Consider the following 20,440-nt stretch of genomic DNA (forward strand, 5'->3'; position numbering starts at 1 on the left):
TGCAAACAGTTTGTTCGGGTACAGATGGCGCGCTGCTGCATAGAGTGATCATTGAATGAACATAACGATGATTAACATGTGACATTGTTCATATACAGCGCCGCCACTATCCCTCAGCTTGGACCCAGTCTTAACAAGGTTGGATCGGTCCATGCTGAGTTTTCCATACGAGTTTCCTGAACTGGTACAGGTCGCCACGATGATCGGCGTCTTTGGCGCGGGCCTCTACATCACCGGCTATTTTCTGCTGCAGATGGGGATCATCCGGGGCAACGGCAGCCTCTACCCCCTGCTTGTGATCGCCGCAGCCGGATGTGTTCTGTTCAGCATGTCGGAAGAATTCAACCTCGCGGGCTCGATCATTCAGCTGGCCTATATCTCGATCTCGATCCTGGGCCTGCTGCGCGGGTTTCTGTCCCGGCATTTGCTTCGGTTTTCAGATGACGAACGTCAGTTCATCGCCCTGCACCTTGAATCGCTGAAACCCCACCAAGCCCGGAAACTGTTGAACACCGCCGCCGTCAAGACCTATGAAAACGGTGACATCCTGATCGAAGAAGGCAAGACAACCGACTTTTTGGGCTTTGTCTTAAAGGGGCGGACCACGATCCTGAAAAACGGCCGGGTCATCAACCAATGTGGAGAAGATGAGATTTTGGGAGAGCTGACCTTTGGCCTTGGGCTGCCTGCCACAGCCACGGTAATAGCCACCGAACCCACCAAATGCCTGGTTTTCGACAATATCAGCCTGATGCGCTTGCTGCGGCGGAGCCGCCATATCGACGATGCATTGAAAGCAGCGCATTTCCGACATACACGGCAAAAGCTGTTGAACAGCAACAGGCACACGCTGCAGGCCCAGAGAAGACCTGCAGCGGCCTAAGGGTCAGCCGTCCAGACCTTCGGGTTTGCCAACGATGGTAAAGTGCAAACCATCTGGATCCAGCAGTTCGGACGCCACCCGGTTCACATCCTCAAGCGTCACTGCATTTACCTTGTCATTGCGTGTGGCGATATAGTCGATAGGCAAATCCTCCATCTGCATACCCACCATGATCCCGGCGATCTGGCTGTTGCCATCAAAGCGCAGCGGATAGGCACCGGTCAGATAGGTCTTGGCGTCGTCCAACTCCTTCTGAGTGACCCCTTCGGATGCGGCGCGCGCCCATTCGTTGCGGATCACATCAACGGCTTCGGCAATACGGTCATTGGCAGAGGACACCGACCCAAGATACACAGAGGCCAGATCCTTTGGCACCAGATAGGTCGCCACACCATAGGTCAGACCGCGTTTTTCGCGCACTTCCTGCATCAGGCGGCTTTCGAAACCCCCGCCGCCAAGAATGTGGTTCAACAGATAGGCGGAAAAGAAATCCGGGTCGTCGCGGTCGATCCCGGCATGGCCGAACAGAGCCACCGATTGCGGCGTATCGAACTCGATCACGCTCACTCCGCCAGTGATTGTCACATCGGCCCGCTTAGGGATCGGTTTGCCGGTATCCGGCAGATCAAGCAAGAGCTCGTCCAGCACCGCGCCCAGTTCCTCTGGGGTGACATCGCCGACCGCGCCTACATACAGACGATCCTTGGTAAACACGTTCTCATATGCCGTGACCACATCATCGCGGGTCAAGGCGCTGACACTCTCGATCGTGCCCTTGCCTTCGGAACCGTAGGGGTGATCGCCATAGGCCATTTCCGCGAAGCTGCGCCCGGCAATGTCACTGGGGCTGGTCTGATCTGACCGCAGACCCGACAGAACCTGAGCGCGAACACGGTCTACAGCATCCTGATCGAAACGCGGTTCGTGAATCGTGGTCCGCAACAGGTCAATCACCTCATCCCTGTTTTCGGTCAGAAACTGTGCCGAGATCGACACTGAATCGTCTGAGGCGCTATACCCGAACGACGAGGCCAGAGATTCCAGCTCGCGCGCATAGGTGCGGGCATCCATTTCGCCAGCGCCTTCTTCTATCAGGCCGCTCATCAGATACACCGCGCCGCGCTTTGTCGGGTCGTCCAGCGACGTGCCACCGCGGAACCGCAGCTCCAGGGCGGTGAAGGGGATCGAGTGATCCTCGACCAGCCATGCGGTGATGCCACCCGGCGAGGTGACCTCTTCAATCTCGATCTCGGCCCATGCAGGAACTGCGATGACCAAAGCTATCAGAGTTACAAATATCCGCTTCATTGCGTTACCTCATCGTCTCGCATCAGCCAGCCCGTGACCGAGGTTTCAGGCTGCAGCACTTCGCGCGCGGCGGCGATGATCTGATCACCGGTCACCGCCTGCAGGACATCAGGCCAAGCCTGTACATCTTCGACCGTCAGCCCGCTGGCCAGGGCACGGCCATAGCGATTGCCGATCCCGTCCACATTGTCTCGCGCATAGGTCTGCGCGGCGCGCAGCTGCATCTTGATCCGATCCAGATCCTCTTCGTTCACACCTTCGGCGATGAAATCGGTCACGGCCTGATCCATCGCATCCTCGGCCTCTTGCAGCGACACGCCTTCGGCCGGAACAACCAGCAGATCAAATGTGGTATCGTCAAGCGACACGCCTCGGTAGAACGCACCGGTATAGACGACCTTTTGCTGCTCGAACTGCAGTTTTTCATTCAGGTACGACGTCGTGCTGCCCCCCAGTAATTCAGCCAGAAGGAACAGGGCGGCGGCTTTTTCCTGTGCACCTGCGTCCCGTTCGGGTGCTAGATAGCTGCGCTGAACATAGGGCTGCGATACGCGCGCATCCTTAAAGGTCAGACGGCGTTCAGCGGTTTGTGGCGGCTCCTGTGATCGCACCCGTTCGGGCAGGTCCGGGTTTGCCGGGATTACCCCGTAATATTGCTCGGCCAGGGATTTGACCTCGTCTGGCTCAACATCGCCGGTCACCACCAGGATGGCGTTATTTGGCGAATAGTGGATCTGATAGAAGGACAGTGCATCGTCCAGGTCCAGCGTTTCCATCTCATGTTTCCAACCGATAACGGGGACACCATAGCGGTGGTTGAGGTATTGCGCCGCGCTGACCTGTTCACCGAACAGGGCGCGCGGGTTGTTTTCGGTACGCTGGTTACGTTCTTCCAGGATCACGTCGCGCTCGGTGGCGATGTCATCATCGGACAGGCGGATATTGCGCATCCTGTCTGACTCCATCCGCATCATCAGCTCAAGCCGGTCGGCAGCAACACGCTGAAAATAGGCGGTGTAATCATACGAGGTGAACGCGTTGTCATTGCCGCCATTGGCCGCGACGGTGGCAGAAAACTCGCCCGCCTCCAGCGTGTCGGTGGCCTTGAACAACAGGTGTTCCAGAAAATGCGCCACACCGGACGAACCAACCGGCTCATCCGCCGATCCGGCGCGATACCAGACCATGTGCTGCACGACTGGGGCGCGGTGATCCTCGATCACGACAACGTCCATACCGTTATCCAGCGTAAAGGTGGTGACCGCCTCGTGCCCATCTTCGGCAAAAACCGGGGTGGCGGCGATCAGAGCAGCCGACAGTGCCAGAGCCCGAACCATGGGGCATCCTCCGTTTCGTTTCTGGTGTTCAAACTACGGTGGTGCCGCCCGGGTTCAACCCCGATGACGGAAAGTTAAGAATTATTCATTGACCGGCGGCGCCGATGGCGTTTCGATCCCAGCGTTCCGCGCAGCCTGGGTTTGCTTGTTCGGGTCGATAGCCCAGCGACGGTAAACCTGCGAATATCGATCTACGTTGAACAGCCGCAAACGGGTCCAGCGCCCCTGACGCTTGCGGAAATCCGCATCTTCTTGGTTGACGACCTGCCGTGTGTTTGACGGAACGCCATATCGGCTGGAGGCCGTGACAAGCGCGCCATCAGAGGCAGGCACAGCGGTATTTGGATTCGAAGCAGCCGGATTCCCGCCCAGCGCGGCAATAGCATCCCCTGTGGGATTGGCATCGGTCAGGTTGGTGCCACCCGGTGTCGGTGCGGGCAAAGAGTTGTAGTTCTCGGGCTGGGTCAGAGGTTTGACCGGCAGAATCGCAAACTCGTCCGGGCCCGGGCCCGGCGGCTCGAGGTGGCGCAGACCGATATCCGAACATCCCGCAACCGCAAGACTCATAGTCACAACAAATATGGAACGCGGCAACCGCATGAAAGTCTCCAGCCTGTTTCAGGCGCTTTTATCGTATTTCCAAACCCGCGTCACGAGGGCTTTTTCCTATCAAACAGCACCAACCCGAACGCACCTGCGAATATGAATACATCGGCCATATTGAACACATAGGGGTTGTCGAAACCACAGCAGGACATGTTCAGAAAATCCAGCACATATCCGTACAACACGCGGTCCACCACATTGCCAATCGCACCGCCGATCAGCAGGCCGCCACAGACCAACATGAGCTTTGAGGGGGCCGTGCGCTTCAACCAAATCAACACGCCCACTGAAATCACCAGTGAAACTCCGATCAGAGCCCAGCGCGCGGCGTCGCCATTGCCCTGAAACAGGCCGAAATTGATGCCGCGATTCTCGCCATATCTGAACACCAGAAAGGGCGGCAGAACGCTGATCGGCCCTTCGGCCACGCGCATCACATGAACGACCAGGTACTTGCTGATCTGGTCGATCAGAAACGCGGTCAGCGCCGCCCAGAGGAGCAATCGGGCACGCATCAGTGACGGAAATGCCGCATGCCGGTAAAGACCATGGCCAGACCGGCCTCATCCGCGGCGGCGATCACGTCGTCATCGCGCATCGAGCCGCCCGGTTGGATCACACAAGTGGCGCCTGCCTCTGCGGCCTCCATCAAACCGTCGGGGAAGGGGAAGAACGCGTCTGACGCCACCGCCGAGCCGATGGTCAGCGGTTGGGCCAAGCCCAGCACATCGGCCATACGTTCGGCCTTTTTGGCCGCGATCAGGGCGGAATCCACACGGCTCATCTGACCCGCGCCGACACCCACGGTCGCGCCGTCCTTCACATAGACGATGGCGTTGGATTTGACGTGTTTGGCGACTTTCCAGGCAAACAGCAAGTCGCGCATCTGTTCCTCGGATGGGGCCTTCTTGGTGACAACCTTCAGGTCATCCAGGCCGACGAAACCGTTATCCTTGTCTTGCACCAACAGACCGCCCGCGACCTGACGCACGGTTTTGCCACCTGCGGTCACATCCGGCAGGCCTTCGGTCGTTAGCAGACGCAGGTTTTTCTTGGCGGCAAAGATCGCCTTGGCCTCATCCGATGCGCCCGGCGCGATCACGACCTCGGTGAAGATGCCGGTGATTTCCTGCGCGGTTTCAGCGTCCAGCGGCTGGTTCAGCGCCACGATCCCGCCAAAGGCCGAAGTGCGGTCACAGTCAAACGCGGCCTTATAGGCCTCTAACAGAGTGCCGCCGGTCGCAACGCCACACGGGTTGGCATGTTTGATGATGGCACAGGCCGCACCCTTGACGGGATCGAATTCCGCAACCAGCTCAAACGCCGCATCAGTGTCGTTGATGTTGTTATAGCTCAGTTCCTTGCCCTGATGCTGAAGGGCGGTCGCCACACCGGGTCGGTTGGTACCGTCGGTATAAAATGCAGCGGTCTGATGGCTGTTCTCGCCATAGCGCAGTGTCTGTTTCAACTCGCCCGCAAAAGCGCGGCGCTTGGGGGCCTCAAGCTGCAGCGCATCGGCCATCCAGTTCGACACGGCGGTATCGTAAGCAGCGGTGCGGGCATAGGCCTTTTGGGCCAACCACTGACGGAAACCATATGAGGTCTTGCCATAATTCTCGTCCAGCTGATCCAACAGCGACGAGTAATCCTCGACATCGACCACGACATTGACAAACGCGTGGTTCTTGGAGGCGGCACGGATCATCGCCGGGCCGCCGATGTCGATATTCTCGATACATTCGTCATAGCCAGCGCCTTTAGCCACGGTCGCCTCGAACGGATAGAGGTTCACTACCAGCAGGTCGATCGCGTCGATGCCGTGTTCGTTCATCGCGGCGACATGGGTGTCATTGTCACGCAAGGCCAGCAAGCCGCCATGCACCATCGGGTGCAGCGTCTTGACCCGGCCATCCATCATCTCGGGGAAACCGGTGATCTCGCTGACATCCTTCACCTCCAACCCCGCATCGCGCAACGCTTTTGCTGTGCCGCCGGTCGACAACAACTCGACCCCGCGGTCGGCCAGCGCCTTACCCAGCTCGATCAGCCCGGTCTTGTCGGATACGGAAAGCAACGCGCGGCGCACGGGGTGAAGATCGGTCATGGGTCCAAAGGTCCTTTTGGCGTCAGTCAAACTCGGGCTCGTCCCGGTGCAAGTCGCGCACGGCAAAGGCTGTATCCTGCGCCTTGCTCAACGTCCACCGGATGCGCGTCGCATACTCCATTGCGCGGCCAGATAGAACGATCTGTTTTGTCGCGCGTGGCTTCAAACGGCCTTTTTCAAGGTAAACACTTGGCTCGATTGACAATTTCCCCACACCATCATGGCGGAACACCCAAATCTCACCGCTTTTGAGCGCCATGGACACCGCCGCACCGCCCAAATCTATCGCCGCATCCACGTCCGGATGCAGATGGAACCGTATGTCAAAGCCGATACCAGTCAGGCTCGACGCATCCAGCGCCTTGTCAAATTGCCGCTTGGCCCTGTCACTTGTGGTAAGCAGAATATCTTCGCCGGTCAGCTCCCGCCCGTCAAAGCGCAGCTCGAACGTTCGGGCATGGGTCAGGCCGAACACTTTGGTATAGCCATCATGCCCGGCCATGAACCGGGTTCCCTCGAACGCGTCTTCGAACTCGACCGGAACATCCTTTGGCGCGTCGACCAGCCCTTCACGTTCCGTACCAGGAACAGCTGAGGTCAGACGCGCACTTGAAAAGCCGTCAAGACAAAGTGTCGAATGCGACGGCGTGGCGCGCCCGGCCCGACGCCATTCCAACCCAAAGGTTTCCCCAGACCCACAATTCACAATCAGAGGTCGGCGGCCCGAGGTCAGCTCGAACGCCAAGGTCGACGCATGTGCGTTATATGACGCATCCCCTTTGGGCGGCGAACTGGCGTCAATTATCACACTGGTCCGTGCCGCATAGAGACGGGCAAATCCCATGGACAGGCCGTTCTCGCTCTGCGGTCTGACGCCGCTTTGCGCCAGAGCCTGATCCAGACGACCCTCGACCCCGCGCCCGCCCCCGTGGAAACGGGCCAGTGCACCATCCGAATGACGCAGATTACGCATGGTCGGGGCCATCCGTTTAATCGCATTCGCCTGCGCCCCAGGTGTACCCCGCCCCAAATCGCTAAGTGCTGCCGATGTCCAGGCGAGCAGCGTGAAGACTTCCAGCAGCTCCTCGGGGTTGCGCGTGGAGATACCACCTTTTTGATCTATCTGACTGTCACATTCCCGCGCCAGAGCGCGCAGGGCGGGCTCTACCATCTGCTCAAGCCCTTCCAAAGCCAAACCAGCCTGCACCAGACCGGCTAGCGCCTCGAACCGGGGCAGGCCAGGCGTCGCAGCATGCCAGCGTTTCGACAGGAACCAGGCCTGCTGAGATAGCGAACTGAAAAAGACCTTGCTTTGTTGCTCATCCACACCGCGCAGCAAAAAGATCGCGTGATTGATCCACCGCATCACTCGCCGACCTGTCAGATCAGGTGCCCAACCGGGCCCGTGCCCGCGCCCATGTGCTTCGATCCAGCCCCAGACCCAGCGTTGCGCCTTTTCGCGCGCCCGGATGTCGCCAACAGCCGCCAGATCATCCAGCCAGGCAAAACCGTGGCGTTCATCGTCGAATCCGGTGCTGGGCGCAGTGACATCCCATAAGCCTGTATCCTGCGCCTCTACCAGATAGCCCGAGAACAGCAGGTTCCCAGCCACCAACTGACGCCCGCGCGCAAATGATCCAACCGTGCGTGGTTCCGGATCGCCCACAAATCCGGTAACGGCCTTGCGCCGCTGACTGAGCCGCGCATAAAGCCGGTTCTGATATCGCGACCATCGGTTTGCCATGGTGTCCGAATTTGACATGACGCTCGTTACTCTGCCCCTTGCGCTCTGCTGGCGCCTGAGACCCAACGATAGACCGGAGCAATCGTCAAGTCATCGAAAAGCGTGCCTTCAGGTCGATTTCGTCAGGCAGGCGATATAGAAGCCGTCCATGCCGCCTGTCCCCGGCCAATAGTCAGGCCGCAGACGCAAACCGCCCTCTTCGGTGATCCAGCCGGCTTCGACCCCCGCGACCTGCAAAGCGGCCCGGTCCGCTTGCATATCAGGATACATTTGTAGCGCCTCTTCAACCTGCACCTCGCCCTCATCGGGCAGTAACGAGCAGGTGCAGTACACCAACCGCCCGCCCGGTTTCAGAAGGGTCCAGGCATGGGCAAGCATCTGCGTTTGCAGCTCGATCAGCGCGCCGAATTCCGACCCGTCCTTGGCAAAGGGCAGATCTGGATGGCGGCGGATCGTGCCGGTGGCGGAACAGGGCGCATCCAGAAGGATGGCGTCATACTGGCCTTGATATTCAAGCGCGTCAGCCGCGATGACCGTAGCCATCAGGCCCGTCCGCGTCAGGTTCTCGCGGACTCGTTCCAGCCGCGATTCCGAGATATCCAGCGCAGTCACATCGGCCCCCGCAGCCGCCAACTGCAACGACTTGCCACCGGGCGCAGCGCAAAGGTCCAGAATTTTCTCTCCGGCCTTAGGCGCCAGAACTCGGACAGGCAGTGCGGCGGCGGCATCCTGAACCCACCAGTCACCGCGATCATATCCCGGCAGAGCGGACACCTGCCCCGCATCCCGAACCCGCATCGAACCGGTCGGAAGCATCTCACCCGGCGCTGTTGCCCCGGGCTTGACCGAAAGATCCAGCGGCGCGCCCTCGAAATGCGCCAGCTCCATGCCGGTCACGGCCTCGGCACCCCAGGCCATGATCAATGGATCGCGCAGCCACTCGGGTAGGCGCGGCACGCGCATTTTCGGCCAAGCCTCTGGCCCTTCCGCCGCCACCTTGCGCAGAACCGCGTTCACCAACCCCTTGAGCCGCCCATGCTTGCGCGAGCGACCGACAATCTCAACCATGGAATTTACGACGCCATGCGCTGCCTCGCCATGGCACAGCTCAACCGCTCCCAGACGCAGGGCATTATGCACGGTCAGGGCGGGAGTGCGGTTCAGGTGATTGTCCAACAGACGGTCGGCGCGTTCGAGCCCACGCAGCGTTTGCAACGCCAGCCGCTGTGCCCGCGCCCGGTCTTCTGGTGCCAATCGCTCCAACGCACCTGCAGCCAGGCATTCTGACATCAGCCGCCCCTCACCCAAGATCTGATCCAGAAGGTAGATTGCGCTGCGTCGCGCGGCCGTTGCGTTATCGGACATTGAATCGCCTTTGATGTGACCCTCGTCCGCATTGCCAAGGGCGGACGGGGGCGTATATCAAGCCAATGCACTGAAAGGAACCCGATGTCATGAATGACGAGCCCAAAGACCTGCCGCCTGCCGCACAACGCGCGCTGGCTGAGGCGGAGGACCGCCGCCGCAAGGCCGAAGCCGACGCAAAAGCGCAACCCAAAGAGCTGGGCGGACGCGACGGCCCCGATCCTGCACGTTATGGCGATTGGGAAAAGAAAGGCATCGCGATAGATTTCTGATCAATCCCCGCGCAGTGCCTGCAGAAAATCCGCGATGAGCGCCCGTTGCTTATTGGATTTCGCACGCTCTTCGGGCCAGGTCAGCCAATAGCCATCTTTTGCGTTCAATTCGGGCAAATCCAGTCGACGCAACCGCCCCGCTCGCAAGTCCGATTGCGCCAAGGGCATGGATCCCAACACAACGCCCAAACCCTGCCGAGCCGCCGAAATCGCATGTTCCATCGAATCGAAGCTCATTTTCGAGGTTGGCAGGTCGGTCTGAGTGGTGTTTTTCGCCCAATCACGCCAGCCGGGCCTTTCACCGCGCAGATCAATCAAGGGCGCGGACCAATCCACACCCGGCGCTGCCATCGGCACCAGCACTTCGGCGGCAATCAGTTCGGCATCTCGCCCGGGCCACGCCCCACGCCCATAGCGGATTTGAAGCCAAGTCCTCTCTTCATCCAGCGAAGACCGTCGCGCCACAGAATCTGTCAGCACCCGAACTTTGGGGCGCAGGTCGTGAAAACGTGCAAGAGCGGGTATGACGAGGGCTTTGATATGGGAAGACAGGCCAGCCACCCGCAATTCGCGCGGGGATTTTCCGAAAAGGTCTTCGGTATTGCGCTCGAGCGCCTGCAAGCTGTCCTGAACCAGCGGCAGATAGCTTTCGCCCTCGACGGTCAGCGATACACCGCGCGCCTCGCGCACAAACAGCGTGCGGCCCAACCAGGCCTCAAGGTTGCCGATGCGCTGACTGACGGCAGCCTGTGTTAGCCCGAACTCGCGCGCCGCTGCCGAGAATCCACCCAACCGCCCCGCCGCTTCGAATACGCGCAACCAGTCCAGCGGGGGCAAGCCGATCTTCTTTTTATCCATAAGTTTTTCCAGGCCTCAGCAGCAACAAGGATTAATTGTCGTAATGCCATAGGGGGCGTATATCCTCAAGCAAAGCCCCGCGCGAACAGGAGAAACCCCATGCTGCGCTCTGCCACCCATACTCCGTCAATCGTCACCGTGGAATTCGATACAGGCCCAAGTGCCCGCTTTCACGCCATCTGGCTACGCGACAACGCGCTTGATCCTGACACACGGGCACCGGGCAACGGACAGCGCCTGATCACCATTGGCGATATCCCCGCCGATACCATGGTCAGCGCTGCCTCAGTGGCCAACGGCGACCTCACCGTCACATTTCAACCCGAAAACAAGACTGTCACTTTCCCCGCCGATTGGCTGGCTGCGCATAGCTATGACCAAGAGGACAGCCGCAACTTTGGCCGCACCGCGCCCGGGATCACCACCTGGGAGCAAGGGCTCGACGCGCCCAGCGCCGACTGGAGCGACGTCCACGCCAAACCCGCAGCCAAGCGTGGCTGGCTGGCAATGGTCGCCGAATACGGGTTTGCCAAACTGACCAGTGGCCCGACCGAACCGGAATCCCTGTTGAAGGTGGCTGATCTGTTCGGATACGTCCGTCAGACCAACTATGGCCCCTATTTCGAGGTTCGAACCGAAGTGAACCCGACCAACCTGGCCTTTACAGGGCTTGGCCTTCAGGCGCACACGGACAACCCCTATCGCGACCCGGTACCGACATTGCAGATCCTGTACTGCCTGGAAAACAGCGCCGAGGGTGGCGATTCCATTGTTGTGGACGGGTTCCGGGCGGCGGAAAAACTGCGCGATCAGGACCCCGATGGATTTGCCCTGTTGGCAGGTTTCCCGGCGCGGTTCGAATACAAGGGCTCGGACGGGGTCTGCCTGCGGTCGCGCCGCCCAATGATTGAGCTATCGCCCGACGGCGAGTTGATCGGTATCCGCTTTAACAACCGCTCGTCGGCTCCGTTTGTGGACATCCCCTTCGATCTGATGGAGGCCTATTACGCCGCCTATCGCCAGTTGGGTGAGATAATCGACGATCCGGCCATGGGCGTGTCGTTCAAGCTGGAGCCGGGCGAAAGCTTCATCGTTGACAACACCCGCGTCCTGCACGCGCGTCTGGGCTATTCCGGCGCCGGGTCGCGGTGGTTGCAAGGCTGCTACGCCGACAAGGACGGTTTACTGTCAACCCTGGCGGCGATGGAACTGGCGACACTGGAGGCGGCGGAATGAAACCTGATTTCTCGACCCTGACCCCCGACAATATCGTGGCCTTCATCGGGGATATCTTTGACCGCCGCGGCGGCGAGGAATATCTGGGCGAACCCGTCACCATGGCAGAACACATGCTGCAGGGCGCGACCATTGCCGAACAGAACGGCATGCCCGAAGAGATCATCGTAGGGGCATTGCTGCATGATATCGGTCATTTCACATCCGAATTCGGCACGTACCACCCCGACGACACCGAAGACCGCCATCACGAAGATGCAGGCGCCGAGGTGCTGGAACAGTTCTTTCCGTCAGTTATCACCGATTGCTGCCGCTATCACGTGGCGGCCAAACGGTATCTTTGCGCTACCAAGCCCGAATATTTCAACCGCCTGTCCACGGCTTCGGTTCATACACTGGAACTGCAAGGCGGGCCGATGAGTGCCAGAGAAGTTGCCGAATTCGAGCAGAACCCGAACCTGAAAGAGATCATTCAGGTGCGTTATCTGGACGAAGCAGGTAAACGTGCAGACATGGAAACCCCCGATTTCAACCATTTTGCGCCGATGGTGCAGCGAATGGTCGAAAAATATCAGGAGCTCACATGAACGCCCCAGAATACATTTTTGAGGCCAACACCAAACCATCCCTGCCTTGGCACGAGGTCCCCTTGATCCGTGCTACAGACAAGTCGGTCAAGGGCTATGGCTGTCTGGTCGACGACCCCGAAGAATTCGAAATTGAAATCGTCCGTTGGCCACAGCAAGGCTGGCGGCCCATCGACGAAGGCACCGGCGATGAAGCCGGTTGGGTCGAAGGCACATTTCATGGTGAGTGGAAAGGGGACGTCCTTTACGGCGAGAACGAAGCGGTCAACGGCCACTATGTCCTCGGCTGGTCCACTGATCCGCAACAGGCCAACGCCAACCGGCAAACTGCTCCGCGCGATCAGGTTCTGCTTTGGCACATGAACTATCACCCCGATGGCGGACAGATGTTCTGGCCGATCGACAACAAGCCTTTCATCATCCCTGCCGCATTGCCGGGCGACAATCTGACACCGGAAAAGGTGGTGGCCTTCTGGTGTGATGGGTCACGCGGGCTGTATATCCATCCTGGCATCTGGCACGAGGGGATATTCCCGGTCGAGGACAATCAGCGTTTTCTGGATCGGCAGGGCAAGGTTCACGCGCGGGTCAGTGCGGATATCGGCAAAGAATTCGGCGTCTATCTCGCCTGCCCTTTGCGCGCAGATAAGATCCGAGAGTTGTAGTCGGTCTGTCGGCTCCCGGGCGGTGTCAAAGCCCCAGAACGTCCACCATGTCATATTGGCCAGGCGCTTTACCCTGCCCCCAAAGTGCGGCTTTCAGGGCGCCGCGCGCGAAAATGGCGCGGTCAGTGGCCAGGTGGCGCAGCACGATGCGTTCGCCCGGTGCCGCGAATAGCACGTCATGCTCACCCACGATGTCGCCGCCGCGAATGGCATGGAACCCGATATCGCCCCGTTTGCGCGCGCCGGTCATACCATCGCGGCCCCGATCGGACACCTCAGCCAGATCTACACCACGCCCTTCCGCAGCAGCCTCGCCCAGCATCAGCGCGGTGCCCGAGGGCGCATCGACCTTGTGGTGGTGATGCCCTTCGATCACCTCAATATCGAAATCTTCATCCAACGCGGCAGCGACCTTTTTGGTCAGCTGTACCAGCAGGTTCACACCCAGGCTCATATTTCCCGCCCGCACGATCACCGCATGACGTGAGGCCGGCTCCAGAGCGGCAATCTGCTCGTCACTCATCCCGGTAGTGCCGATCACATGCACACAGCGCGCCTGCGCCGCCAACGCGGCGAATTCCAGCGTCGCCTCGGGTGCGGTGAAATCAATCACGGCCTGCGCCTGGGCAAAGGCCTCCAGCGGATCGTCGGTCACCGTGACGCCCAGCGCTGCACCGCCCATGGCCACGCCCACATCCTGCCCAACCCAATCATGACCCGTGCGCTCGACCACGCCGACCAGACGCGCCTGATCGCTGTCGGTCACGGTCCTGATCAACATCTGACCCATACGGCCCGAAGCCCCTGTGATGACGATCCCCGGAATATGGGTCATTGCGCTGGTCCTTTTGCATTGATTGGCTCAAAGCCTCCTACCCGGTTCGCACCCGCTTGGCAAAGCCCCGCTTTGCGCTTAGATCGGGGATATGGCTAAGAACAAATTCCACGATGGCCCCGGCCCGTCCCAACGACAGCTGCGTGTCGGCGAACTGATCCGCCGCACCCTGTCCGAGGTTCTGGCGCGCGGAGATGTCCACGATCCCGACCTGAATCGCATGTCAATCACTGTGGGTGAGGTGCGCACCTCGCCCGATCTGAAGATCGCCACCGCCTTTGTGCTGCCCCTGGGCGGCAAAGGGCAGGAGGATGTGATCGAATTGCTGGCCCGCAACAAGCACGAGCTGCGGCGCATGGTTGGTAAAAAGGTCGGGCTGAAATTCTCCCCCGATCTGCGATTCCGGCTGGATGACACATTCGACCGTTTGGATGACACCCGCCGCATGTTCGATCAGGACGCGGTGCGCCGCGATCTCGACGAGTGATCCGGGCATTTGTCACTTTGGGCGCTTTCCTGTGGACGGCGCAAGCCGGGGCAGTAACATGCGAAAAGGTCACGCATAGTGACAAACGCTACACTGTCTGCGAGGTGGATGCAGCGAATGAGGACATGCGCTTGTTCCTCAACGACGAGAATGGCGACCTGCTAGGGCATTTCTCGGCGGTGAATGAGGCGCTGGAGCCCGATGGCAAGCGTCTGGCCTTTGCGATGAACGCAGGCATGTATCACGACGACCGCTCTCCCGTTGGCCATTATGTCGAAGACGGGCAGGAGCAGATGCGTGTAATCCCGAACCCCGGCCCCGGAAATTTCGGCCTTCTGCCCAACGGGGTGTTCTGCATCCGCGAGGGCCGCGCCGACGTGTTCGAGACGCTGGACTTTATAGATCAAGCCCCGGATTGCCGGTTTGCCAGCCAATCCGGCCCGATGCTGGTGATCGACGGGGAACTGCACCCTCGATTCCTGTCCGATTCGACGTCGGTTTATGTTCGCAATGGTGTGGGTACCAGCGATGATGGCGCCCGCGCACTGTTTGCCATTTCCGAGGATTACGTCACCTTCCACGAATTCGGCAGCCTGTTTCGCGAGGTATTGGAAACCCCGAATGCGCTGTTCTTTGATGGCAATATCTCACGTATGTATGACCGGGTGAATAATCGATCCGATGTCGGGTTTTCACTGGGGCCGATTGTTGGTGTGGTCGAAGACACGCCCTGAAATTGACAGGGCCCGACCGATCCGCTAACTCGCGCGCCTCGGCAAAGAACAAGGTGCAGAATGGGACGCAAACGCAAGGGTCGCGACATTTCCGGTTGGCTGGTAGTGGACAAGCCCGCAGGCATGACCTCGACCGCCGTGGTCAACAAAGTGCGTTGGGCGATGGACGCGAAAAAAGCGGGCCATGCGGGCACGCTGGACCCCGAGGCTACCGGAGTTCTGGCCGTGGCTTTGGGTGAGGCGACCAAGACCGTTCCCTATATCACCGACGCACTCAAGGCCTATACCTTCACCGTGCGACTGGGTCAGGCCACCAATACCGATGACGCCGAGGGCGAGGTAATCGCAAGCAGCGATGCGCGCCCTTCGGATGATGACATCAAAGAGTCCCTCGCGCCCTTTATCGGTGAAATCATGCAAGTCCCGCCGAAATTCTCGGCGGTGAAGATCGACGGGCAGCGTGCCTATAAGCTGGCCCGCGATGGCGAGGATGTGGAACTGGCTGCGCGTCCCCTGTGGGTCGAAGAGCTGGTTCTAGTCGACCGCCCCGACGACGACCACGTCATGCTGGAAATGACTTGCGGCAAGGGCGGTTATGTCCGATCGATCGCCCGCGATCTGGGGGCTGCGCTGGGGTGCTACGGCCATGTCCGCGAACTGCGCCGTATCTGGTCCGGCCCGTTCGAGACCAAAGACGGGCTGAGCATTGAACAGATCGACGAGATGGCCAAAACCACCGCGCTGGATGATTTCCTGCACCCGCTGGAAACTGGCCTATCGGACCTGCCCGAACTGAAATGCACCCCCGAAGGTGCGACCCGTCTGCGTAACGGCAACCCTGGTATGGTTCTGGCGTCCGATGTGGAATACGGGGATGAGGCCTGGGCCTCGCTGGATGGTCAGGCGGTGGCGGTCGGCATCTATAAATCCGGCGAATTGCATCCCAGCCGGGTGTTCGTCACGTAATCTGCGTGCTAGTCGAAACCCATGATCACGCGCACACATACCAAGGGCGACGCGCCCTCGACCGCTGTTTATTCAGATTGCGAGAGATACCGCTATAGCCTGACGCGCATCTGGGATCCGGCCGGGCGCAAGGCGCTGTTTGTGATGCTGAATCCGTCCACGGCGACCGAGGTGCAGAACGATCCGACGGTGGAACGCTGCGAACGCCGGGCGCGCGCACTGGGGTTCGGCGCGTTTCAGGTCACCAATATCTTTGCATGGCGCGATACTGATCCACGCAAGATGCGGGCCGCTGCCGATCCGGTGGGGCCAGAGAATGACATGGCCATTCTGAATGGCGTGGACTGGGCCGATCAGGTCATCGCTGCCTGGGGCACCCATGGCGCTCATTTGGATCGAGGCACCGCCGTCGAAACGCTGCTGCGCGGCACCGGTCAGCCGATGTACCACCTTGGGCTTACCAAGGAGGGCCATCCCAAGCATCCGCTCTATATCGCTTACACCCAAAACCCCGAACCCTGGTGACAAAGGGTTAACCACAAGCTCAGCTAGGCTTTGACCAAAGCCCTGATCGCATGGGACATTTCACCCTCGAAGCAATGCGTTCAAGGAGGTTGTCATGTTTCTGATCGGATTGCTTAGTCTGGCGGCTGTCGGCGGGGTGGCCTATGCCATCGGCGATGTCTTTGACATAGATGAAGATCCCGGTGAGGACGATGTCGTCGACGACCAGCCTCCTGCGGTCGAAACTGGCGAATTCCTTGACGTCGGTGAGAATGTCGAGGAACCCGAAGCGCCCGAGATTTCGACCGGGACGATCATATCCGAAATCGAGGGCGACATGATCATCGCTGGTACCGAGGATCTGGACATCCTGACCGGCCAGGACGGCGACGATCAGATCAATGGATATGCGGGGGATGACACGATTTATGGTGGCGAAGGCGATGACACCCTGCATGGGGGAGGAGGCGCTGATACGATCTTTGGCGGCGCTGGCCAGGATGTCCTTCACGGAGAGGCGGGCGACGATCAAATCTCGGGCGATGAGGGGGATGATGCACTTTACGGGCATTTCGGCGCAGATCACCTGGACGGCGGGATGGGCGAGGATGAGCTGTATGGCGGGCAGGATGACGACATTCTGATCGGCGGTGAGGGCGATGACGCACTGCATGGCGGGTTTGGTGATGACCGGTTGAGCGGTGGCGAAGGCGAGGACGTGCTGTTCGGCGGTGATGGCGACGATATTCTGGACGGTCAGGATGGAGAGGACACCAACGCGCTGGATTTCCTGAACGGTGGCGCCGGGGATGATACGATCCTTGCCGAAGGCGGTGATATCGTAACCGGGGGCGAAGGTGACGATGACATCGTGGTTTCGCCCGAATCGGATGATGACGCCGTCACCGTCATGGATTTTCAGCCCGGTCAAGACAAGCTGCTGATCTCATGGGAAGGTCAGGAAAACCCGGACATTCAGATCAAGACAGACACCGAAGACGAGAACCTGACCCATGTAATTGTCGACGGGCAGAACGTGGTGCAGCTGATCGGGGCAGACGGAGTCAGCGCCGATGACATTCAACTGATATCCTCAGGCGATCTGGCGCAGCTCTGCGCGCTGGGCTGAATTTCCAGAATCCCTTTGCCATTGACCGCAAATGCGCCTATACGCGCGCATCCGTGTCGGAATCGATGCGGTTTTCTCCATGGGCCTGCGCTGGACGACATCCCGGCCTGTGCCATCAACCCTAACCTTTTCAAAGGAGACCCCGATGTCGATTACTGCCGCTGAAAAAGATCGCGTCATGAAAGAATTCGCAACCAAGGACGGCGATACCGGTTCGCCAGAAGTCCAGGTTGCCATCCTGACCTCGCGTATCACCACCCTGACCGAGCACTTCAAGACCCACAAGAAAGACAACCACGGTCGCCGTGGTCTTCTGAAGATGGTTGCCCAGCGCCGTAAGCTGCTGGACTATCTGAAAGGCAAAGAAGAAGCACGGTACCAGGACCTGATCAAAAAGCTGGGCATCCGCCGCTAAGCGCGCGCTGCTGTTTTTGATACAGACGCTGAAAAGCCTATAGATCATGATACGCTCGCCATTCGGCGGGCGTATTTGGTTTTGGGGTTCTCTCCGACCTTGAAGCAAAGCCTTTCGCTGCCTTCTCGATGACCGATCACGACAACATCTCGGACGATGGAAACTTTTTTCGCGCCGTGTGATCCACTTCACCGACAAGCTGCTCAAATCGCTGCAGTCTAGGAACTGTAGTGAGTAGGCGCTTATTTTTTTTCGAGCGTTAGGTTTTTCATAGTCCTCCCTTTTCAAGGCGCGCCCACAATGGGCGCGCCCGTTTTTATTGGGAGCCACGGTTCCGCCTGCTTGCACGATAGAATCGCCCCTAAAGACGGCCGCTTTTTGCCTTCAGGACCGTTGAATTTGCCCGTGATGAACAGGTGTCAAATTGTGACGTTGCGTCGCAGATTCTGAGCGCTGGTTTAGAAAGTTGACGTAAACGTAAGCAACGTCGTGTTTTTTTATCAGAGAGTCAAAAAATGACGCGAAAGGCCAATATCTTCCCCCTTTGCACAGGATCGGTCGGTTCCTAAATGCCGCCTGTCGCTGCGGGTACACACTCACGGCAAACGGTCTTTGAGCCCTCCCACCCTCGTGGTTCGGACTGGCCCGCAGCGACAGTGTCCGACGACTATTTTACTGGAGTTTAACAATGCCTCTAAAATCAGTTTTGAACCGCGTTTTTGCAGCTAACCTTTCCCAGGCTCCTAAATCAGAAAAAAAGTCAACAACAGTCTCTGGCACAGATGGCATCGTAAAAAAAATGTCCGAGGTGGAAACTGCCGCAATCCTCCGCGGCATATTGAAAGAAGAAGAATTGGGGTCTCCCCAACCGCGTAGCAAAGAAGATTCGTTGCAATAGGCCCAGACCCGCTTTGATCCCGGATATATGAAATCCGCTTTCTGCACGATCATAATAGAATGGATCATCTTCTTTAAGCTGGAGACGGGGCCAATACGGTCCGATCTCACCTGTAGTCAGTGGCTCCACCAAAATCGTTTGCCACACATGTCCTCCCCAAATTTTACCTGACTCAGACTGTATTCGGACACATCTGCACCGATCAGGGCCAAACCCTTATCCAACAGGGTGCATTTGGCGACTGGTCAATCAGGGTTTCAACATGTTATTCACCCAAATGGTTGACTGAAGCAGAATAAGGTTGTAATTCATCCAAATGGTTGAACGAGAGAGTCGATATGACCTCAATGCAATATTGAAGGCCGCGTCCGACCCGACCCGCCGCGCTATTCTGACGATGCTTGCGCAGCAGGGACCATTGCGGGTGACGGACATTGCGCGGCAATTCGATATGAGCCTCAACTCGGTCTCCAAGCACATCAAGGTGCTGGAAAACGCCGAGCTGGTGCAGCGCCGGACCGAATGGCGCGAACATCTGATCGAGGTTCAGATGGCTCCTTTATCAGCCGTTGATTCTTGGTTTGCCGGGTTGCGTTCGATTTGGGCGCTTCGGCTGGACGCCTTGGAAACTGCTTTGGAGGACCCAGAAGATGACGGACCTGTCACTTGAAATAACGCGCGCCATTCCACATCCACCCGAAAAGGTGTTTGATGCCTGGCTCAACCCCGAGATGCTGGCAAAATTCATGCTGCCGGCACCGGGCATGACCGTGCCCGAAGCGCATTCCGACGCCAAGGTCGGCGGCAGGTTCAAAATCATCATGCGCGCGCCCGAGGCTGGCGATCTGCCGCATGAGGGCGAATACAAGGTCATCGACCGCCCCAACCGTCTGCAATTCACCTGGAATTCGCCCTACAGCCAAGACGATTCCACGGTCACACTGGATTTCACACCCACCGAAAAGGGCACCGAGCTGCGGCTGCACCACATCCGCTTTCCCTCGCAGGAAAGCCGGGACAATCACGAGGGCGGCTGGACCGCTATCCTTGCAGCGCTGGAGACGGCACTATGATCAACTGGCTGGCTCTCGGTGCAGGGGTGGTCGCTGCCTTTTTGTTGGGCTGGCTGGTCTACGGCCCTATGGGCTTTCAGAAACGCTGGGCAGAAGGCACCCGCATCGACCCGACGCCGCCCGAAACCCCGCCACTGGGCGCGATGGCCACACAGATCGTGTTCCTGATCCTGCTGGCTGCGGTAATCGCGGTGACCGAGACTACCAATAGCCTGGGCGTCGCCCTGCTTGCAATCCTTGCGGTGGCGGCGCAGACAGCCTCGGTCGGGACATGGGCGCAAAAAAGCGGCTTCGCCATTGCGGTCGACACCGGCTATGCGCTGGGCTGTGGTATCGTCATGATCCTGGCCCACGCGATCCTGTAGGATCGCCGCGTCTGCCCGATCCTCGATGGATCGGGCATGCGCCCTTTATACCCTTACCCTTCCTCGGAA

Annotated in this window: 24 protein-coding genes; 15 read left to right on the forward strand and 9 right to left on the reverse strand. The window is 59.1% G+C overall.

The genetic code is table 11. The features are described 5' to 3' along the window. Positions 1-151 precede the first annotated feature (151 nt). On the forward strand, positions 152-883 hold the full coding sequence (locus AC2FJV_RS17920) for a Crp/Fnr family transcriptional regulator (protein WP_496714214.1): 732 nt from the start codon (positions 152-154) through the stop codon (positions 881-883). Between the two features lie 3 nt (positions 884-886). On the opposite strand, the gene AC2FJV_RS17925 is transcribed toward AC2FJV_RS17920, so the two are convergent. The 7 genes from AC2FJV_RS17925 to AC2FJV_RS17955 all read right to left on the reverse strand — a co-directional run bounded on the left by AC2FJV_RS17925 (position 887) and on the right by AC2FJV_RS17955 (position 9,347). Then, entirely contained in the window at positions 887-2,191 is a 1,305-nt protein-coding gene (locus AC2FJV_RS17925; protein ID WP_496714216.1) for a M16 family metallopeptidase, read from the reverse strand. After that, positions 2,188-3,528: a M16 family metallopeptidase gene (locus AC2FJV_RS17930; RefSeq protein ID WP_282027878.1), complete on the reverse strand. Its 1,341-nt coding sequence runs from the start codon at positions 3,526-3,528 to the stop codon at positions 2,188-2,190. The genes AC2FJV_RS17925 and AC2FJV_RS17930 overlap by 4 nt, the downstream gene beginning before the upstream one ends. A gap of 81 nt (positions 3,529-3,609) precedes the next feature. After that, complete coding sequence (locus AC2FJV_RS17935; protein WP_271952136.1) at positions 3,610-4,128, reverse strand: DUF3035 domain-containing protein; 519 nt, start codon at positions 4,126-4,128, stop codon at positions 3,610-3,612. A 50-nt stretch (positions 4,129-4,178) separates the two neighbouring features. Continuing rightward, positions 4,179-4,649, reverse strand: coding sequence for a signal peptidase II (gene lspA / locus AC2FJV_RS17940; protein WP_282022380.1), 471 nt, complete (start codon positions 4,647-4,649; stop codon positions 4,179-4,181). Next, on the reverse strand, positions 4,649-6,238 hold the full coding sequence (gene purH / locus AC2FJV_RS17945) for a bifunctional phosphoribosylaminoimidazolecarboxamide formyltransferase/IMP cyclohydrolase (protein WP_496690438.1): 1,590 nt from the start codon (positions 6,236-6,238) through the stop codon (positions 4,649-4,651). Before purH ends, lspA begins: the two co-directional genes overlap by 1 nt. 22 nt (positions 6,239-6,260) lie before the next feature. After that, positions 6,261-8,000: a heparinase II/III family protein gene (locus tag AC2FJV_RS17950; protein ID WP_496714218.1), complete on the reverse strand. Its 1,740-nt coding sequence runs from the start codon at positions 7,998-8,000 to the stop codon at positions 6,261-6,263. A gap of 90 nt (positions 8,001-8,090) precedes the next feature. Next, positions 8,091-9,347 (reverse strand): RsmB/NOP family class I SAM-dependent RNA methyltransferase, encoded by a 1,257-nt coding sequence (locus AC2FJV_RS17955; RefSeq protein ID WP_496714219.1) that lies wholly within the window; start codon positions 9,345-9,347, stop codon positions 8,091-8,093. A gap of 89 nt (positions 9,348-9,436) precedes the next feature. On the opposite strand from AC2FJV_RS17955, the gene AC2FJV_RS17960 reads away from it, so the two are divergent. Beyond that, the gene (locus AC2FJV_RS17960) at positions 9,437-9,619 is read left to right on the forward strand and encodes a DUF1674 domain-containing protein (protein WP_271952127.1); all 183 of its coding nucleotides are present in this window, start codon (positions 9,437-9,439) and stop codon (positions 9,617-9,619) included. On the opposite strand, the gene AC2FJV_RS17965 is transcribed toward AC2FJV_RS17960, so the two are convergent. Next, positions 9,620-10,477 (reverse strand): LysR family transcriptional regulator, encoded by an 858-nt coding sequence (locus AC2FJV_RS17965; protein ID WP_496690435.1) that lies wholly within the window; start codon positions 10,475-10,477, stop codon positions 9,620-9,622. 99 nt (positions 10,478-10,576) lie between these two features. Here AC2FJV_RS17965 and tmpA point away from each other — a divergent pair, with 99 nt between their 5' ends. Genes tmpA through AC2FJV_RS17980 form a run of 3 tightly spaced genes read left to right on the forward strand, consistent with a single transcriptional unit; the run spans position 10,577 to position 12,965 of the window. Further along, on the forward strand, positions 10,577-11,713 hold the full coding sequence (gene tmpA / locus AC2FJV_RS17970) for a 2-trimethylaminoethylphosphonate dioxygenase (protein ID WP_142640032.1): 1,137 nt from the start codon (positions 10,577-10,579) through the stop codon (positions 11,711-11,713). Then, a complete protein-coding gene (gene tmpB / locus AC2FJV_RS17975; protein WP_142640030.1) occupies positions 11,710-12,300 on the forward strand; it encodes a (R)-1-hydroxy-2-trimethylaminoethylphosphonate oxygenase in 591 nt (196 codons plus the stop codon). The genes tmpA and tmpB overlap by 4 nt, the downstream gene beginning before the upstream one ends. After that, positions 12,297-12,965, forward strand: a complete 669-nt coding sequence (locus tag AC2FJV_RS17980; protein ID WP_281996035.1) for an ureidoglycolate lyase — start codon at positions 12,297-12,299, stop codon at positions 12,963-12,965. The genes tmpB and AC2FJV_RS17980 overlap by 4 nt, the downstream gene beginning before the upstream one ends. A gap of 25 nt (positions 12,966-12,990) precedes the next feature. Here AC2FJV_RS17980 and dapB read toward each other — a convergent pair whose 3' ends face one another. Continuing rightward, positions 12,991-13,800: a 4-hydroxy-tetrahydrodipicolinate reductase gene (dapB, locus tag AC2FJV_RS17985; protein ID WP_142640026.1), complete on the reverse strand. Its 810-nt coding sequence runs from the start codon at positions 13,798-13,800 to the stop codon at positions 12,991-12,993. A gap of 91 nt (positions 13,801-13,891) precedes the next feature. Between dapB and rbfA the strand changes: the two genes are divergently transcribed. The 10 genes from rbfA to AC2FJV_RS18035 all read left to right on the forward strand — a co-directional run bounded on the left by rbfA (position 13,892) and on the right by AC2FJV_RS18035 (position 20,371). Beyond that, on the forward strand, positions 13,892-14,287 hold the full coding sequence (gene rbfA / locus AC2FJV_RS17990; protein WP_142640024.1) for a 30S ribosome-binding factor RbfA: 396 nt from the start codon (positions 13,892-13,894) through the stop codon (positions 14,285-14,287). After that, positions 14,284-15,021 (forward strand): phosphodiester glycosidase family protein, encoded by a 738-nt coding sequence (locus AC2FJV_RS17995; RefSeq protein ID WP_496714223.1) that lies wholly within the window; start codon positions 14,284-14,286, stop codon positions 15,019-15,021. The genes rbfA and AC2FJV_RS17995 overlap by 4 nt, the downstream gene beginning before the upstream one ends. A 60-nt stretch (positions 15,022-15,081) precedes the next feature. Beyond that, on the forward strand, positions 15,082-15,987 hold the full coding sequence (gene truB / locus AC2FJV_RS18000) for a tRNA pseudouridine(55) synthase TruB (protein WP_496714227.1): 906 nt from the start codon (positions 15,082-15,084) through the stop codon (positions 15,985-15,987). Between the two features lie 21 nt (positions 15,988-16,008). Further along, positions 16,009-16,512 carry a DUF1643 domain-containing protein gene (locus AC2FJV_RS18005; RefSeq protein WP_496714231.1) on the forward strand — a complete coding sequence of 168 codons (504 nt, stop codon included), beginning with the start codon at positions 16,009-16,011 and terminating at the stop codon, positions 16,510-16,512. A gap of 94 nt (positions 16,513-16,606) precedes the next feature. Then, positions 16,607-17,620 carry a calcium-binding protein gene (locus AC2FJV_RS18010; protein ID WP_496690431.1) on the forward strand — a complete coding sequence of 338 codons (1,014 nt, stop codon included), beginning with the start codon at positions 16,607-16,609 and terminating at the stop codon, positions 17,618-17,620. A 145-nt stretch (positions 17,621-17,765) separates the two neighbouring features. After that, positions 17,766-18,035 (forward strand): 30S ribosomal protein S15, encoded by a 270-nt coding sequence (gene rpsO, locus AC2FJV_RS18015; RefSeq protein WP_142640015.1) that lies wholly within the window; start codon positions 17,766-17,768, stop codon positions 18,033-18,035. A 688-nt stretch (positions 18,036-18,723) separates the two neighbouring features. Next, positions 18,724-18,933, forward strand: a complete 210-nt coding sequence (locus tag AC2FJV_RS18020) for a hypothetical protein (RefSeq protein ID WP_281996033.1) — start codon at positions 18,724-18,726, stop codon at positions 18,931-18,933. Positions 18,934-19,249: 316 nt separating this feature from the next. Continuing rightward, positions 19,250-19,603, forward strand: a complete 354-nt coding sequence (locus AC2FJV_RS18025) for an ArsR/SmtB family transcription factor (RefSeq protein WP_142640011.1) — start codon at positions 19,250-19,252, stop codon at positions 19,601-19,603. Continuing rightward, entirely contained in the window at positions 19,584-20,006 is a 423-nt protein-coding gene (locus tag AC2FJV_RS18030; RefSeq protein ID WP_281973782.1) for an SRPBCC family protein, read from the forward strand. The genes AC2FJV_RS18025 and AC2FJV_RS18030 overlap by 20 nt, the downstream gene beginning before the upstream one ends. Next, entirely contained in the window at positions 20,003-20,371 is a 369-nt protein-coding gene (locus AC2FJV_RS18035) for a DUF1761 family protein (RefSeq protein WP_142640007.1), read from the forward strand. The genes AC2FJV_RS18030 and AC2FJV_RS18035 overlap by 4 nt, the downstream gene beginning before the upstream one ends. Positions 20,372-20,440 lie beyond the last annotated feature (69 nt).

The organism is Ruegeria sp. CDSA241 (assembly GCF_059611265.1).